This window comes from Bradyrhizobium sp. AZCC 1721, from assembly GCF_036924715.1.
Lineage (GTDB): Bacteria > Pseudomonadota > Alphaproteobacteria > Rhizobiales > Xanthobacteraceae > Bradyrhizobium.
Genome location: NZ_JAZHSB010000001.1, coordinates 5,664,074 through 5,680,186, shown reverse-complemented (window position 1 = coordinate 5,680,186; position 16,113 = coordinate 5,664,074). Strand labels below are relative to the sequence as shown.

13 protein-coding genes are annotated in these 16,113 nt (G+C 63.4%); 7 read left to right on the top strand and 6 right to left on the bottom strand.

Features of this window, described 5'->3' with window-relative positions:
- The first annotated feature begins 203 nt into the window (after positions 1 to 203).
- The 3 genes from V1273_RS27135 to V1273_RS27125 all read left to right on the top strand — a co-directional run bounded on the left by V1273_RS27135 (position 204) and on the right by V1273_RS27125 (position 5,152).
- Positions 204 to 359, top strand: coding sequence for a DUF3096 domain-containing protein (locus V1273_RS27135; protein WP_082637306.1), 156 nt, complete (start codon positions 204 to 206; stop codon positions 357 to 359).
- Positions 360 to 451: 92 nt separating this feature from the next.
- Positions 452 to 3,322: a pyruvate, phosphate dikinase gene (gene ppdK, locus V1273_RS27130; protein ID WP_334380835.1), complete on the top strand. Its 2,871-nt coding sequence runs from the start codon at positions 452 to 454 to the stop codon at positions 3,320 to 3,322.
- Between the two features lie 402 nt (positions 3,323 to 3,724).
- The gene (locus V1273_RS27125) at positions 3,725 to 5,152 is read left to right on the top strand and encodes a cell wall hydrolase (RefSeq protein ID WP_334411485.1); all 1,428 of its coding nucleotides are present in this window, start codon (positions 3,725 to 3,727) and stop codon (positions 5,150 to 5,152) included.
- A 178-nt stretch (positions 5,153 to 5,330) separates the two neighbouring features.
- On the opposite strand, the gene V1273_RS27120 is transcribed toward V1273_RS27125, so the two are convergent.
- Positions 5,331 to 6,575: an IS4 family transposase gene (locus tag V1273_RS27120; protein WP_334368994.1), complete on the bottom strand. Its 1,245-nt coding sequence runs from the start codon at positions 6,573 to 6,575 to the stop codon at positions 5,331 to 5,333.
- A 430-nt stretch (positions 6,576 to 7,005) separates the two neighbouring features.
- On the opposite strand from V1273_RS27120, the gene V1273_RS27115 reads away from it, so the two are divergent.
- The 4 genes from V1273_RS27115 to V1273_RS27100 all read left to right on the top strand — a co-directional run bounded on the left by V1273_RS27115 (position 7,006) and on the right by V1273_RS27100 (position 10,404).
- Positions 7,006 to 8,256 (top strand): MFS transporter, encoded by a 1,251-nt coding sequence (locus V1273_RS27115; protein ID WP_334411484.1) that lies wholly within the window; start codon positions 7,006 to 7,008, stop codon positions 8,254 to 8,256.
- Positions 8,257 to 8,299: 43 nt separating this feature from the next.
- Positions 8,300 to 9,286, top strand: a complete 987-nt coding sequence (acuI, locus tag V1273_RS27110; RefSeq protein ID WP_334364424.1) for an acrylyl-CoA reductase (NADPH) — start codon at positions 8,300 to 8,302, stop codon at positions 9,284 to 9,286.
- 110 nt (positions 9,287 to 9,396) lie between these two features.
- A complete protein-coding gene (locus tag V1273_RS27105) occupies positions 9,397 to 10,014 on the top strand; it encodes a hypothetical protein (RefSeq protein ID WP_334364423.1) in 618 nt (205 codons plus the stop codon).
- A gap of 156 nt (positions 10,015 to 10,170) precedes the next feature.
- Positions 10,171 to 10,404 carry a DUF6894 family protein gene (locus tag V1273_RS27100; RefSeq protein ID WP_334364422.1) on the top strand — a complete coding sequence of 78 codons (234 nt, stop codon included), beginning with the start codon at positions 10,171 to 10,173 and terminating at the stop codon, positions 10,402 to 10,404.
- 11 nt (positions 10,405 to 10,415) lie between these two features.
- Here V1273_RS27100 and V1273_RS27095 read toward each other — a convergent pair whose 3' ends face one another.
- From V1273_RS27095 to ygfZ, 5 genes are all read right to left on the bottom strand, one after another.
- The gene (locus V1273_RS27095) at positions 10,416 to 13,118 is read right to left on the bottom strand and encodes a DUF2339 domain-containing protein (RefSeq protein ID WP_334411483.1); all 2,703 of its coding nucleotides are present in this window, start codon (positions 13,116 to 13,118) and stop codon (positions 10,416 to 10,418) included.
- Positions 13,119 to 13,251: 133 nt separating this feature from the next.
- A complete protein-coding gene (locus V1273_RS27090) occupies positions 13,252 to 13,758 on the bottom strand; it encodes a tyrosine phosphatase family protein (RefSeq protein ID WP_334380839.1) in 507 nt (168 codons plus the stop codon).
- A gap of 132 nt (positions 13,759 to 13,890) precedes the next feature.
- Positions 13,891 to 14,502 (bottom strand): HD family hydrolase, encoded by a 612-nt coding sequence (locus V1273_RS27085; RefSeq protein WP_334364419.1) that lies wholly within the window; start codon positions 14,500 to 14,502, stop codon positions 13,891 to 13,893.
- Positions 14,499 to 15,125 carry a DNA-3-methyladenine glycosylase I gene (locus V1273_RS27080; RefSeq protein WP_213290264.1) on the bottom strand — a complete coding sequence of 209 codons (627 nt, stop codon included), beginning with the start codon at positions 15,123 to 15,125 and terminating at the stop codon, positions 14,499 to 14,501. The genes V1273_RS27085 and V1273_RS27080 overlap by 4 nt, the downstream gene beginning before the upstream one ends.
- On the bottom strand, positions 15,122 to 16,003 hold the full coding sequence (gene ygfZ / locus V1273_RS27075; RefSeq protein ID WP_334411482.1) for a CAF17-like 4Fe-4S cluster assembly/insertion protein YgfZ: 882 nt from the start codon (positions 16,001 to 16,003) through the stop codon (positions 15,122 to 15,124). The genes V1273_RS27080 and ygfZ overlap by 4 nt, the downstream gene beginning before the upstream one ends.
- Between the last annotated feature and the right edge of the window lie 110 nt (positions 16,004 to 16,113).

Sequence of the window (16,113 nt, the reverse complement as noted above, 5' to 3'; positions counted from 1 at the left end):
GCACACACACAATGCGGGCCAATTCATCGCGTGCAGCATTGTTCCGGTAAAAGCGCGGCCTCATCCGCGACATTTCTGGGGAATTGTTGCGGAGGCTGGAACCCATTGAAGCGGTTAAGCGTCTTGCTATTCCCGAACCGCGCCAGCGGTTAAGTTGCCGCCCTCGATTCGATTTCCCGCCCCCCGATCATCTGGAGATTTCAATGACCATCACCGCCACGCATGTTCCCGCGATCGTTGCTCTGCTCGCCGGGATATTCATCCTGATCATGCCGCGGCTGCTCAACTACATCGTCGCGATCTACTTGATCTTCGTCGGCCTGGTGGGTCTTGGCGTGCTCAAGATGTTCAAGTTCTAGCACTGGAAAGCGGGGTTTCGCGGCTTGCGCGGAACCCCTCAAAATGGTGTAAGGCGCGCAATCTTCTTCCCTTTTTCGGATAGTTGGAATCCATGGCCAAAGCCGTCGCGAAGTCCAAGAAGGCTGCAGTGAAATCTGTAGCGAAATCAAAGCCATCCGCCCGGCCGAAGGCCGCGCCGCAGGCCTCGGCCCGCAAGGCGCTGAAGAAGGCCCCGGCCAAGCCGGTCGCCAAGGCCGCGGCCAAGAAGGCTGCCGTCCGCAAGCCTGCCGCCGAGGCGGTAAAATCCGGCAAGTGGGTCTATACCTTCGGGGACGGCAAGGCAGAGGGCAAAGCGGGCCTGCGCGACTTGCTCGGCGGCAAGGGCGCCAACCTTGCCGAGATGGCCAATTTGGGCCTGCCGGTGCCTCCGGGCTTCACCATTCCTACCTCGGTCTGCACCTATTTCTACGCGCATGACAAAACCTATCCGCCCGCGCTGAAGGCGCAGGTCGAGAAGGCGCTTGAGTATGTCGGCAAGCTGACCGGCAAGGCATTCGGCGACTCGAAAAATCCGCTGCTGGTGTCGGTTCGTTCCGGCGGCCGCGCGTCGATGCCGGGCATGATGGACACCGTGCTCAATCTCGGCCTCAACGACAAAACGGTCGAAGCGCTCGCCGAACTCTCCGGCGATCGCCGCTTTGCCTATGACAGCTATCGCCGCTTCATCACGATGTATTCGGACGTGGTGCTCGGCTTCGAGCATCATCACTTCGAGGACATTCTCGACACCTTCAAGGACAGCCAGGGCTACACGCTCGACACTGATCTCACCGGCGACGACTGGGTCGAACTGGTCGGCAAGTACAAGGAAGCGGTGGCGCGCGAGACCGGCAGGGATTTCCCGCAGGATCCGCACGAGCAATTGTGGGGCGCGATCGGCGCGGTGTTCTCATCCTGGATGAATGCGCGTGCAGTGACCTACCGCCGCCTGCACGACATCCCGGAATCCTGGGGCACCGCGGTCAACGTGCAGGCCATGGTGTTCGGCAACATGGGCGAAACGTCCGCGACCGGCGTCGCGTTCACGCGCAATCCTTCGACCGGCGAGAGCAAGCTGTACGGCGAATTCCTGATCAACGCGCAGGGTGAGGACGTGGTGGCGGGCATCCGCACGCCGCAGGACATCACCGAGGAAGCGCGCCAGGAATCCGGTTCCGACAAGCCGTCGATGGAAAGCGCGATGCCGGAGGCCTTCAAGGAGCTGACGCGGTTCTACACGCTGCTCGAAAAGCACTATCGCGACATGCAGGACATGGAGTTCACGGTCGAGCAGGGCAAGTTGTGGATGCTGCAGACCCGCGGTGGAAAGCGCACCGCGAAGGCAGCGCTGCGCATCGCGGTCGAGCTCGCCAATGAAGGCCTGATCTCAAAGAAGGACGCGGTGATGCGGATCGATCCGGCTTCGCTGGATCAATTGCTGCATCCGACCATCGATCCCCAGGCCAAGCGCGACGTGATCGCGACCGGCCTGCCGGCCTCGCCCGGCGCCGCATCCGGCGAGATCGTGTTCTCGTCCGATGAAGCCGCGAAACTTCAGGCCGACGGCCGCAACGTCATTCTGGTGCGCGTCGAAACCAGTCCGGAAGACATTCACGGCATGCACGCCGCCGAAGGCATTTTGACCACCCGCGGCGGCATGACTTCGCACGCCGCGGTGGTGGCGCGCGGCATGGGCAAGCCCTGCGTTTCCGGCTGCGGTGCCATTCGCGTCGACTATGGCCGCGGCACCATGAGCGTCGGCTCGCGCACCTTCAAGACCGGCGACGTCATCACCATCGACGGCTCGCTCGGCCAGGTGCTGGCCGGCAAGATGCCGATGATCGAGCCGAAACTGTCGGGCGAGTTCGGCACGCTGATGGGCTGGGCCGATCAGGTTCGCAAGCTCGGAGTTCGCGTCAACGCCGACACGCCGGAAGATGCGCGCACCGCGATAAAATTCGGCGGCGAGGGCATCGGGCTGTGCCGCACCGAGCACATGTTCTTCGAGGAAACCCGCATCCGCACCGTGCGCGAGATGATCCTTTCCGAGGACGAACAGTCGCGCCGCGCGGCGCTGTCAAAACTGTTGCCGATGCAGCGCGCCGATTTTGTCGAGTTGTTCGAGATCATGAAGGGCCTGCCCGTCACGATCCGCCTGCTCGATCCGCCGCTGCATGAATTCCTGCCGCACACCCAGGCCGAGATCGAGGAAGTCGCGCGCGCGATGAACACCGATCCGCGCAAGCTCGCCGATCGCGCCCGTGATCTCGCCGAGTTCAACCCGATGCTGGGCTTCCGCGGCTGCCGTCTTGCGATCGCCTATCCTGAGATCGCCGAAATGCAGGCGCGCGCGATCTTCGAAGCGGCGGTAGAAGCCGAGAAGCGCACCGGCGAGGCCGTCGGCCTCGAGGTGATGGTGCCGCTGATCGCGACCAAGGCCGAGTTCGACCTGGTCAAGGCGCGGATCGACGCCACCGCGCAGGCGGTGATGAAGGAGACCGGCAAGAAGCTCGCTTATCAAGTTGGTACGATGATCGAGCTGCCGCGTGCGTGCCTGCTGGCCGGCGATGTCGCCCAGACCGCGGAGTTCTTCTCGTTCGGCACCAACGACCTGACCCAGACTACCTACGGCATCAGCCGCGACGACGCCGCGAGTTTCCTCGGCACCTATGTCAGCAAGGGAATTCTCGAGATCGATCCGTTCATCTCGGTCGATCGCGATGGCGTGGGCGAGCTGGTGAAGATCGGCGTCACCCGTGGTCGCAAGACACGGCCCAATTTGAAGGTCGGCATTTGCGGTGAGCATGGCGGTGATCCCGCCTCGGTGGCGTTCTGCCACGAGATCGGGCTCGACTACGTTTCGTGCTCGCCCTACCGCGTGCCGATTGCGCGCCTCGCCGCCGCGCAGGCCGCGCTCGGCAAGAAGATTGAGAGCCAGGCGTAGGGCTTCTTCGATACGATTACGAACACGACGTGATGCCCGGGCTTTGTCCCGGGCATTTGCGTTTTGCTGCCTAGGTGAGGGTCGTCGCAATTCATCGACAGCAATGACGAACTCAAACGCTTCAGCGCGACACAGTGAATTGGAACTCGCGCCATTGCGAGGTGAGTGAGCCGCGCAAGAATCTCTTCATCATCTTCGTTGACGGGATGTTTACCACTTTCATCGAGCGGCCATTTACCAACACTTCTCATGCGATCCGGAAAAATTGCGCGATGTCTTGCGTGTAGCACGCACGCCACGCCGATTAACTCCCCGGCAACCTAAATTCGATACCAACGAAAAAGGTCGAATTGCACGGATGTACTGACGTTCGACCCGTGTAAGCGTTGCGTGAGCGTATCGATGTTTGTGTTGCGTAACCAGCCGAAGGGCGCGCGGTTCGCGTCCTTCGGTCTCGGTCTCTGCGTCTTCGCTTTGATGCCGACCGAGATCGGATATCAGGATATCGCCTCGCTGCTGGCGCGCCAGCCGGGCGTCGCCGAGCGCTGGCAGAAGCGCGTGTTCTCCTCCGCCGGCATCCAGGTCGCGACGTTCTCCTTCGGTCGCCCGATCGGAACCTCGTCGCCGCAGACCGCGACTTACCGTCTCGCAAGTCTCGACACTCAGGGCATCGACATCACGGGTTCGGTGACGCGCAATCCGCTGGTCGCTCCATCGCCGCGCTATCACGCCGCCGATTTCCCCAAGGTCGACCGCACATTGAAGGGCGACCGCCTTATCATCGCGCCGCCGTCGCCGGCAGTGGAGACCACTGGCCCTGCCGATCGAGCGCCGGCGATCGAGGATCCAGCGACATCAAATGCATCGGTCAAGGGCGCCAAGACTGCCGAGACGCCGCCGCCCGTCGAGCGTGTACCGCTCGATCCCGAGCTGCAGGCCGCGCTGAACGCTCCGCCACTGGATATGTCGCTGTCGCTTGAGAGCAAGCCGCAGGACGATCTCAAGGTCGCGCCGCAAGCGGCTACGCCACCGCGCGATGGTTTCTCCTTCAAGACCTCGAGCCTGTTCTTTGGCTCCTCGCTCGGCTCGCCCGAAAGCATCGAACGCTGGCAGCCCGGCGAAGAGCCTGTCATTGTCATGCCACCAGCGCATCCGGATCCCGACATGAAGATGATGGCCTCGCTGCCGGTCGATGCCGATGGTCCGGTGCGAGCCGGCGAGATGGGCGAAAGCGTCGCGCCGAAGGGCGAGGTCAACGCCGACAACCAGCACGCCAAGACGCCGGCCGAACGTCTCGGCCTGTTTGACGAGAAGTCGCGCGCCAAGTCGGAAAAGTGCCTGGCTGAAGCGATCTACTTCGAGGCCCGCGGCGAAGCGGTGCGAGGCCAGATCGCGGTGGCGCAGGTGGTTTTGAACCGCGCCTTCTCCGGCAAATATCCCGAAACCGTGTGCGGCGTGGTCTACCAGAACAAGCATCGCCATCTGGCGTGCCAGTTCACCTTCGCCTGCGATAACAACAAGGATGTCATTCGGGAGCCCGACATGTGGGAGCGGGCGAAGAAGATCGCGAAGGCGATGCTCGATGGCCAGCTCTGGCTGCCGGAAGTCGACAAGTCGACGCACTACCACGCCTATTGGGTGCGGCCGTCCTGGGTCAATGAAATGAAGAAGATGCACAAGTTCGGCGTGCACACCTTCTACCGGCCACGCGCCTGGGGCAATGGCAGCGACGCTCCGAGCTGGGGCACGCCTGCCGAGACCGCGGCGATCTCCGCCAAGCTCGCGGAAGCCGCGCAAAGCTCGGCCGAGCAGGCGAGCGCGAAGCGGTAACAAATGTCGTCCCTGCGAACGCAGGATGACGGAATAGAGGCGAGACCCCTCAACTTGTCGCCCCTGCGAACGCAGGGGCCCATACGCCGCGGCCGGCGGAATGGGCACTCGGAGCGACGGCTGCGCTTCAACAATGTAGGCTGGTGGTTATGGGTCCCTGCGAACGCAACTAGGGCATCTACACGCTTGCCGGGCCATATACGAGGAGTTGGAAGCGAGCCATTCCCATGTGGAAGGTGATTGGTCCAGGTGGGCGATGAGAGGCGTAACCGGTCCATCCGCCGAGCTTTGCGATGATCCATGCCGCCCAGGCGACAGTGTTGGGGCGATGGTGGTTCTTCTGGAGCTCGGTGCGGCCTTTCAGGGTTTTGTTAATGGCCTTGAGCGCTTCGATCTCGTCCGGCGTGAACACAAATTCGACCTGCAATTGTTCGCCGCCATTGCGGGCTTGAACGAGCTGGATGACGATACATGCTACTCTGGTGGCGATCGCCACGAGTTTGATCAGGCCTTCAGCGCTGTCGAGCTGACTATCCTCGATGCGCAGACCCTGGCTCTTCAGCGAGCGAAAGAGCTGTTCGATGATCCAGCGCTGCTTGTACCAGGAGACGATCCGCCAGGCATCGGCGGCGGTGACGACCGGATGAGTGGTCAGGAGCAACCAATGAATGGGCTTGGCGCTCTTCGGGGGGTGCAACTCGACGACCTCCACGAAGCTGACTTTGACGCCCTGTGGCAGGTCTTTCACGCCGGGGCGCTGCGGTCGTTTGAGCACAACGGTTCCCAGGCGCATGGAGAGGTGGGCCTGGCGACCGTGGCGATCCATTCGCTTTGGTAGATCGATCACCGCCTTGTCGCAGAAGCGGGCCCGCGCGACCGCCTGATAAAGCGTGCCGCCATCGACCAGCGCATGGTCGTGCATGGCGCGCGACAGGAGGTGGACATTGTCAGCGGGTGTCAGCGACCAGTGAGCAAAGAAATCCCCCTCGCGGTCGTTGACGACGGTGATCATACGAGCAGCGACCAGAACCTCGCAGCCTTGCTTAGCCGTCGTCACCCAGCGCGCCGATTCCTTGTCGGCCAAGGCGCGCTTCTCGTGAGCGATCCTGGCCTTGCGCTTGCGCGTCCACACCTCACCGCCGGTGAGCCCGAGACAGACCCCGCTATCGGCATCGACCGCCATCATGGCATGCAGCAGCACGCCGCGAGCATTGCCTTTGCCGACCTTGCCCAAGTCGCGCCGATGTCCCGGACGAGTGTGGAAGTTGATCTCGCTGGTGTCCTGGATCGACAGCACATGACGCCCGCTGACCGCCATCGACGTCTGCAGGCTCCAGCCTTCAATCAGCTTGTCGATCGTGACTTGCGGATTGTTCACAAACCGCCAGAACGCCATGTTCGCGGCCCAGTTGCCCTGCGCCATCTGGCGCAAACAGACACTGCGCGTGCAAAGCATAGCCCGGAGAAGCGCCGCCCCCTTTTATCGAGGCGAACGTCTCCAAACTTACCCAGGGACAAATCCGGTTCCTGCTGCATCTCTGGCGCTCCTTCGAATCAAAGCGCCAGAGAGAGAATCATACAAAACGCTGCGGCGAACGCACATCATGCCGCCCCGAGTCAATCTGTCGCGTCCCCAAGACGTGTAGATGCCCTAGTGCGTTCGCAGGGACGGCATCTCTGCCAGGTGCCCCGCTCAATAAATTGCACTCATTGCCCTCGACAATTTTGCAGAGCTGCCCTGCAGCGGAAAATTTTTCTCTCCCTCCCTCTTGGGGTTTTCATGCACCTGCATTAACTCACCGTAACGTTTCGCTCGGGCCGTCCCGGGCGCCGATTGGTCCAGGGGGAAGCAAATGGCTGTAACGACCGACCTTCGTCCATCCTCCGGCCTCGGCACCTGGCGCACCCCGCTGGTGATCATGATCTGCGGCTGCATCATTGCGCTGTTGAGTTTCGGGCCGCGCTCCAGCCTCGGCTTTTTCGTTCAACCGATGAGCGCTGAGTTTGCCTGGGGCCGCGACGTGTTCGGCCTCGCGCTGGCACTGCAGAACCTGCTGTGGGGGCTAGGGCAGCCGATCGCAGGCGCCATCGCCGATCGCTTCGGCATCCTGCGCGTCATTGTCATCGGCGCGCTTCTTTATGCCGCCGGTCTTCTATTGATGCGCTATTCGTCGACGCCGCTGTCGCTCAATCTTAGTGCCGGTGTCTTGATCGGCTTCGGCTTGTCAGGCTCGTCGTTCAACCTGGTGCTGTCAGCGTTCAGCAAGCTGTTGCCGCCGGAACGGCGCGGTTTCGCGCTCGGCGCCGGCACGGCCGCTGGTTCGTTCGGTCAGTTCCTGTTCGCTCCCTTCGGCGTGGCCGTTATCGATCAGTTCGGCTGGCAAGCAGCGCTCATTGTATTTGCGGCATTGATGCTCCTTATCGTGCCGCTGTCGCTGGCGCTGGCAACGCCACCGGCCGCAACAACGGCCGATGCGCCGCCCGCCGAGCAGCAATCCTTCAAGACCGCGCTGGCGGAAGCGTTCGGTCATCGCTCCTACGTGCTGCTGGTGCTCGGCTTCTTCACTTGCGGCTTCCAGCTCGCCTTCATCACCGTACATCTGCCGGCCTATCTCGTCGATCGCGGCATTCCCGCATCCACCGGCGGCTGGGTGATTGCGGCGATCGGCCTGTTCAACATCATCGGCTCGCTCAGCGTCGGCTGGGTACAGAACTATTTTCCGAAGCGCTATATCCTGTCGCTGATCTATTTCACGCGAGCGCTGTCGATCATCGCCTTCATCTCGTTTCCGATCACCACCTTCTCGGCTATTGCGTTCGGCGCCATCAGCGGCCTGACCTGGCTCTCGACGGTGCCGCCGACCTCGGCGCTGGTGGCGCTGATGTTCGGCACAAAGTGGTTCGCAACGCTGTACGGCTTTGCCTTCGTCAGCCATCAGGTCGGCGGTTTCCTCGGCGTCTGGCTCGGCGGCATCGTGTTCGAGCAGTTCGGCTCCTACACCCCGATCTGGTGGCTCTCGATCCTGTTCGGCGTGCTGTCGGCGCTGATCAACCTGCCGATCGTCGAGCAGCCGGTCGCGCGCCCGGTTGCACAACCCGCCTGATGCGGTAAACACTCCTGACAGAGAAAAGTCCGGGGAGTTTGCCGTGGGTACGTTCAAGGCCATCAGGATCGACAAGGCCGATAAAGGCACCACCGCCGCGCTGACGCAGTTCGACGAAGCCGAGCTGATGGAAGGCGATGTCACCGTCGCCGTCGAGTGGTCGACGCTGAACTACAAGGATGGTCTAGCCGTCACCGGCAAGGCTCCCGTCGTACGGCGTTTCCCGATGATCGCCGGCATCGACTTCGCAGGTACCGTCGAACAATCTTCGCATCCGGCGTGGAAGACCGGCGACAAGGTCGTCTGCAACGGCTGGGGCATGGGCGAGACTCATCTTGGCGCCTATGCCGAAAAAGCGCGCGTCAAGGGCGACTGGCTGGTGCGGCTGCCCGATGGCATCTCCACGCGTGAGGCGATGGCGATCGGCACTGCCGGCTACACCGCGATGCTGTCGGTGCTGGCGCTGGAGAAACACGGATTGACGCCGAAGAGCGGTCCCATCGTGGTGACCGGCGCCGCCGGCGGCGTCGGCTCGGTCGCGTCAGCCGTGCTCTCGAAACTCGGCTATCACGTCATCGCGTCCACGGGGCGGATGTCGGAGGCCGACTACCTGAAGGGCCTCGGCGCCGCCGAAGTGATCGATCGGGCCGAGCTCGCAGGTCCCGCCAAGCCGCTGGCGAAAGAGCGCTGGGCGGGTGGCGTCGACAGCGTCGGATCGACCACGCTCGCCAACCTGCTGTCGATGACCAAATATGGCGGAGCCATTGCCGCCTGCGGCCTTGCCGCCGGTATGGATTTGCCGTCCTCCGTCGCACCGTTTATTTTGCGTGGAGTGTGCCTTCTCGGCATCGACTCGGTGATGTGCCCGATCGAGCAGCGCAAGCTTGCCTGGAATCGCCTTGCCAGCGATCTGGATAAGGGAAAACTAGCTGATATTACTCACGAAATCGGTTTGGACCAGGTGATCGGCGCGGGCGCCGAAATCCTCGCAGGGAAGGTCCGCGGTCGAATCGTGGTAAAAATCCCCTAACGGTGTTCAGACTTTACCAACCAACCTGCTCCAATGTTGCCATGGTGGTTGGTATGGTAAGCAGCGGGTAAAGGCGGGCGCCCGCGCTCTTGTTAAGTTGGAGTAGCTGCATGCTTGCGCGTTTGGTTCTGGGGGCCGTCACGGCCAGTGCGATGATCGTTCCTGCGCTGGCCGGGATGATGAATGCCGACGAGGCCCGCAGGTTCGTGAGCGGCAAGGTTTTCGCCTTTACCTGCTTTGACGGCACCCGCGGCGCTGGACGCATCCTTGACGATCTCGGCGCAGCCGGCTCCGTCCAATTCAGCGGCTCGGGCCCGATCCGTCATGTGCGCCTGCCCGGCAACACGCTGCAGATTCGCGGCCAGGCCGTCTGCGCTTCGATCAAGGGACTGCCGTTCGAGCCGTGCTTCAATCTCGACAAGCGTGATGATCGCTCGTTCCGCGGCTCGGTCTCGGGCATGGGCTTTGCCTATTGCGATTTCCGCCATCAGGGCGCCTCGCAGATGCTGATGGCGCGCTCCGTGGCGCGACCGCGCTCGCTGCATCGTCGGGAGGAGCCGTCGCGTGTGCCGGTCGATGCACGGGCCGAAGTAACGACGCGGGTCGAGACGCCTGCGGTCGAGAGCGCCAAACTCGAGCCGGTGAAATCCGAGCCGAAGGTGGAGCAGGCGAAGCCCGAACCCGCAAAGGCCGAGAGCGCCCCAGAGTTGCGCCGCTCGACTGATTGATCGCAAACTGCGCCTGCGGCCGCCGCCAAATCCCACATTGTCAGCCAACGGGAACCCGTAGTCATACGGGCTGGCGCATTCATGTCCTGGTAGCGAATCTCGTTCCAAGTGACCGGCAGAGAAGGCCGGGAGGCGGCCCAACACATGAGATCAATCATGCCGCTGTATTTTTTTCGGATCAGCCACGGTCGCTACGCAGGCGCGTCCGATCAGGGATCCGAATTCGAAAGCCGCGAGGCCGCCTGGGCCGAGATGACCGAGGTCTGCGGTAACCTTCTCGGCAGCCTTTCGCGCAGCCTGAAGCAGAACGCCGAATGGCAGATGGAGCTTTTGGACGAAGCCAAAAAGCCCGTGTTCAGGATTCGCCTCGTCGCCGAATCCGTCGGTTAGAGGATCATCCTCTAGCTTCCCGTCGGCGCGGCCGGCGCTGCCGCTTGCCTGCGGAACAGGATCCGCTGGTACAGCCACCCGATCGCCACCAGCACCAGGCCGAGGCACATGAAGGACAGCGCGCGATAGACGCCGGTCAGTGCCGACATGTCGATCAGGAATGCTTTCAGGATCGTCAGTCCGATGACCACCGCGGACGCCAGCCGCGCGCGCTGCGAGTTGGAGAGAATACCGATGCCGAGCAAGACGACGCCGAAGGCGAGATATGCGATCGAATAGGTATATTGCTCGGCGCCGCTGGTCGGGCCGGCCGCAATCGCCGGACCGTGATAGATTCGCCTGATCTCGAACGTCACATAGGCAAGCGCGAGAACGAGCGCTGCCGCCGCGATCGTGTTGCCATAGGCGACCGGCCGCCGACCCGCGACGGCATAGGACAATAGCAGCGCGAGCACCGCGGGCAGGGCATAGCCGAGCAGCAAAAGGTTGATGACAATGCCGCCGACATCGATCCATCGCAGCATCGGGTTCTCCAGCAGCAACAGCCCGAACACCGTCGCGAGGCCGGCAAACGCCGTCAGCAGGATCGCGCCGGCATTGTGAATGATGCTGCCGGTGCGGATGCGCAGCCGCTCCAGCCCGATCGCCATCGCGAGCGTAACGCAGACCTGCAGCGCGACTTCGGTGAGGTCGGCGCTCGCATGGTAGACGTCGCCATTGTTCACGGCATGGCGGATTTCCATGAACGCCAGCAGCACCGTGAACAGGATCGCCGCCGATTCCACCGTGCGCAGTGGTGCGTCATCGCCGCCGCGGCGCAGGAAGATGCTGCCGGCCCAGAATGATGCCGCCGGAATGCCATAGCCCCACAACAGCCAGTTGAAGATCGGCGTGGTACCGACGGCCTGGCCGACGATGCGCGGCTCGTAGCCGATGCGCAGCACGACGATGCCGGCGAGGATGGCAGCGAGGGCACGCAGGAACGGAATCGGCCGCTGCGTGGATATCCAGGCGGTGCCTGCCGACATCAGCGCCAGGGCGATCGTCAGCCAGCCTTTTTCCAGCGCAAAGGTCAGCGCCAGCGCCAACGCTGCGAGGGTGCCGGTCGCAAACAGCGCGATCGAGGCTTGTAGTCCCGGACGATCCTCGCGCCTGCTGAGTATCTCGGTCGCAGCGGCATAGGCCGCGGCGAGCATTACCGCGAGAATCGCAAACGGAATCGAGCGGTCGAGATGCGCAATGCGGGCGTAGAGTGCGACCAACAGCGCCAGCGGCGTGAACACCGCCGCGGCCGACCAGATCACCGGTATCACCGGCCCCGCGAAGCGGCCCTGCGCGAAAAATCCCGCCACGCCAAAGCCCGCCGCGAAGATCGCGGCCGAGATCAGATGCAGCGACACTGATCCGTCCGTGGCGGTCGGCCCGATGCCTTGCAGCGGCCCGCCGGGCAGCACCAGCATGTCGGGATTGGCCCGAATGGCCCATTCGGCGAACACGACGAAGACCAACGCAGCAGCGGCGCCGACGGCACCCGCGGCGGCATCGCTGCGCCAGGCAACCGCGATGCTGCCGGCCACCAGCAGCCCGAATACGATCATCGCGGCGTCGGCATGAAAACCGTTCAGCACGATCAAGGTCGCGCCGAGCAGATAGGCCGCAAGCGAGCCGGACGAGATCGGCTCAACCTGGCCTTCGTCCGCGGGCGGGCCGAACATGAAGCCGCACACCACGAGTAGCGCGGCGAGAATGAATCCGGCGAGCACGTGGAACGCATGCGGGCCGACCATCGACGGGCCGCATTGCAGGCAGGGGAATGTCCATAGCAGGGCAAACGCGATCGTGGTGACCGCGAGCCAGCGCCACAGCCTGATGCGCGCCAGACCGAAGGCTGCCGCAGTGACGATTGCGAGATAGATGTAGAGCGCCCAGAAGTCCGGTTTGTCGGACGAGACCAGGACCGGCGTCACAAAGGCGCCGACCACGCCGAGGCCGGCCAGCGCCGGGCCATGCAGCAGCGCCGCGGCCAGCGTGCCCAGCGCTACCAGACCGAGCAGGATGAACGCGGTCGCCGGCACCAGGAAGCCGTACAGCGCATAGGCTGCGTAAACCGTGGCAAATGCCACCGCCGTTCCGGCGGCGGTCAGGATGGCCGGGATATTGGCGATCGGTAGCGCGTCGATCGTGGAAATGCTTTCCTTGCGCCGCGTCCATTCGCCCGCAAGCAGCAAGGCCAGAGCGAACAGGCCGCCGAGGATGGTGCGCACGCCAGGGCCGAGCAAACCGGCTTCGATCGAATAGCGCACCATGAAGAATCCGCCGAGCGCCAGCGTCAGACCGCCGATCCACACCACCCAGCGCGTGCCGACGGTTTCCTCGAAACCGCGATCGGCCGGCGGCAATGGAGGCGGCGGCGGTGCCCCGCCGGCGGCTTGCCCAGCCGCCTCAGGGCTGGCGGCGGACGCGATGGATTCCGCCTCGGGAACGATCGGCGGAGGCGTCGGTGTGGCCCCGCTCGGAGCTGGCGGCAGGCTTTGCTCGAAGGCTTCGAATGGCGTGAGGGGCGGAGGCACGGCTGCAGCAGCGGCCGCCGGCGTGGCCTGCATCGCCTCCAGGCGCTGGCGTAACTCCGCCACCTGATTCATGGCCTTCCGCGCCAAGATCAGGGCGACGATCGCGATCGCAAGCGAAAAGAAAACGAAGGGGTCGTCGAACATCGGGCCTCCAGGCGGGCGCGTCAGAGCGTTAACCGGCCATGTCGGCAGCCAGGTTGCAATCCTGTGTGTGCTTTTGTCCGCTAAAAGTTCACGCCGATCCGGGCGTCATTTGGCGCATCCGGGGAACGCCACGTCATTCCAGATCTAGTCGGAATGGCCGGCCTTCGACCATCATGCTGCCCGGACCCATTTCGTCCAGCGCGCGCAGCATTCGCCCCTCACGGCCCAACGCCTTGTCGGCGAGGCTGACGATCAACCGGTTCGGCGACGCGATCGGGGAGCGGGCGCGAATTTGCCGGGCGATCTCGATCTCGGCGCGATGCGGATTGAGGGCGCAGGCGGCGGCAAACGCGCTCGCCGTCGAGCGGCTGATGCCGGCATAGCAATGCACCACCATCGGCGCGCTGCGGTCCCAGCTTCGAACGAAATTCAGCACCCTTTCGATATGATGATCCGCCGGCGCGACAAAGCCGTCCATCTCCTCGATGATGTCGTCCATCGAGATTTTCAGATGGTTGGCCTCGAGCACCGAGGCCGGGCGCTGCACCTGATCGACATTGGCCATCACGGTGAGAATGTGGCTGGCGCCGGTCGTCCTGACGGTGTCGGGAAGTGCGGCAAGCGAGCAGACGTGAAGCATGGCGTTCCCTGGGTAGTCTTTGGTCAGCAATATAACCGGTGTCGTAGGGTGGGCAAAGGCGCCCTTGCGCCGTGCCCACCATCTTGGTTCCGGGGCAATAATGGTGGGCGCCCACCCTACAACGGCCCCCATTCAACCAAGCAATAGCTCGAATCGCGCCAAAAATTGCTTCTCGGCCCGGGCCGCAGTCCACGGCGTCAGGTAGTCCCGCACGGTGGCCTCGGGGAGGCCGGGATCCCTGCCGAACAGGCGCTTCGCTTCACTTACCGAAAATCCCGCCAGATGGGTGGCTTCGAGATAGGCCGCACCGCGGTCGGCCGCTTTGATGGCGCTCGTGATTTCATCGGCGAGACTTGGCGGCAGGCCGAAGCGAACATGGATCGCGGCCAGCAGGCGCTTCTCAACCGCCTTGTAATCGCCGCCGAGCACTGCCTTGAACGGCGAGATCATGTCGCCGATGACATATTCCGGTGCGTCGTGCAGCATCGCCGCGAGGCGGAAGCGGGCGTCGACGCGCGGCATCTGCTCACGCATCACGGCTTCGACCAATAGCGTGTGCTGCGCCACCGAGAAGATGTGCGCGCCGCTGGTCTGCCCGTTCCAGCGCGCCACGCGCGCCAGGCCATGGGCGATGTCGGCGATTTCGATATCGAGCGGGGAGGGATCGAGCAGATCGAGCCGTCGCCCCGACAGCATCCGCTGCCAGGCGCGCGTGGCGACGCCGGACGATCTTCGCGCCGTCATTTGGCCTTGAGCCGGGGCTTGCGCAGTTTGCCGCTGCAGGCCTCGTGGCAGAAGCACGTGACAAGATGGTCGTTGACCATGCCGGTAGCCTGCATGAAGGCGTAGACGATGGTTGGGCCGACGAATTTGAAGCCGCGTGCGCCGAGTTCCTTTGAGATCTTGACCGAGACCGGTGTCGAGGCCGGTACGCTGGCCGTGGTCTTGAACTGGTTGACGATGGGCTTGCCGTCGACGAAGTCCCACATGAATTTGGAGAAGCCCGCGCCTTCTTCCATGATCTTCAAATAGGCCTTGGCGCTGTTGACGGCGCCTTCGATCTTGGCGCGGTTGCGAACGATGCCGGCGTCGTTCATCAGCGCGTGGATTTTCTTGGCGTTGTAGCGCGCGATCTTTTCCGGCTGGAAATCGTCGAACGCTTTGCGGAAGTTTTCGCGCTTGCGCAAAATCGTGATCCACGACAGGCCGGCCTGAAAACCGTCGAGGATCAGCTTTTCGTACAGCGCCCGGTCGTCATACTCAGGCACACCCCATTCTGTGTCGTGATAGGCCATGTAGAACGGGTCTTCGCCGGGCCACGGGCACCGCGTCTTGCCGTCGGCGTGCAGGCGCGCAGATTTGCTCATGCGACGGTCTGCTTCGGTGGGACGCGGACGTCGTTCGGATCGGTCAGCCGGATCGCAAGGCCGCCGGCGGTCAGCGAAAGTCCTGCATCGAGCGCATCCGCAACGCGGTCGATCCGGACCAGTGCGAGGCCGTGGCCGCCGGCGGTCGATCCCATGGTGCCGACCTGCTTGTCGCCACCGAGAACGGCGACGCCGGTTTCCGGCGAAAAGTCTTCGAGCGTGACGCGCACGATCCGCGTGCGCGCGGTGCCGCGATGCTGCATGCGCGACACCACTTCCTGGCCGACATAGCAGCCCTTGTCGAAATCGACGCCGTGCAGGCGGTCCATATTCGTCTCGTGCGGGAATGCGTCGCTGTACGTGAAGTCGAGCCCGCCGCGCGGCACGCCCAAGGCGATGCGATGCGCCTCGTAGGCCTCGCTGTCGACGAGATCGGCTCCGATCAGCTCGGCCACCTTTTGCTTGAGATCTTCAGGGACAAGAATGCGCCAGCCGAGAGCTTCATGCCGCGGATCGGCAAAGGCCAGATCGGGCTTCACCGCGGGCTCGCCGTCCCAGGCGGCCAGCACGCCCATGCTGTCGGAGATGTTCTCCACGGCGACTTTGGCGCGCAGCTTGTAGAAGCCGAGTTTGTCAGCGAGGTTCTGCGCCAGCACGCGGGGCGCATCGATCAGGAAGGCGCCGCCGTGACCTGCAGGGGCTTCGGTAATGAGGAAGTCCGTCGTGATTTTTCCCTGCGGCGTCAGCAGCGCGCCGAACCGGCCAAGACCGGGCTGCAGCGGCGTGACGTCTGTGGTGACGAGGCCGTTGAGGAAATTGCGGGCATCCTCGCCGCTGACCTTGACCACGCCCCGGTCCGGAAGAAACGCTGCTTTCATTAGTAAAACGGCCTCTTTTGCAGTGCGGCTTGCAGTGAGCTTTCAAGTTCCCGGGAAAACGCAGGAGCCGGATATCACATGAGAACGTAAGGCGCTAAGGTGCTGTCAAC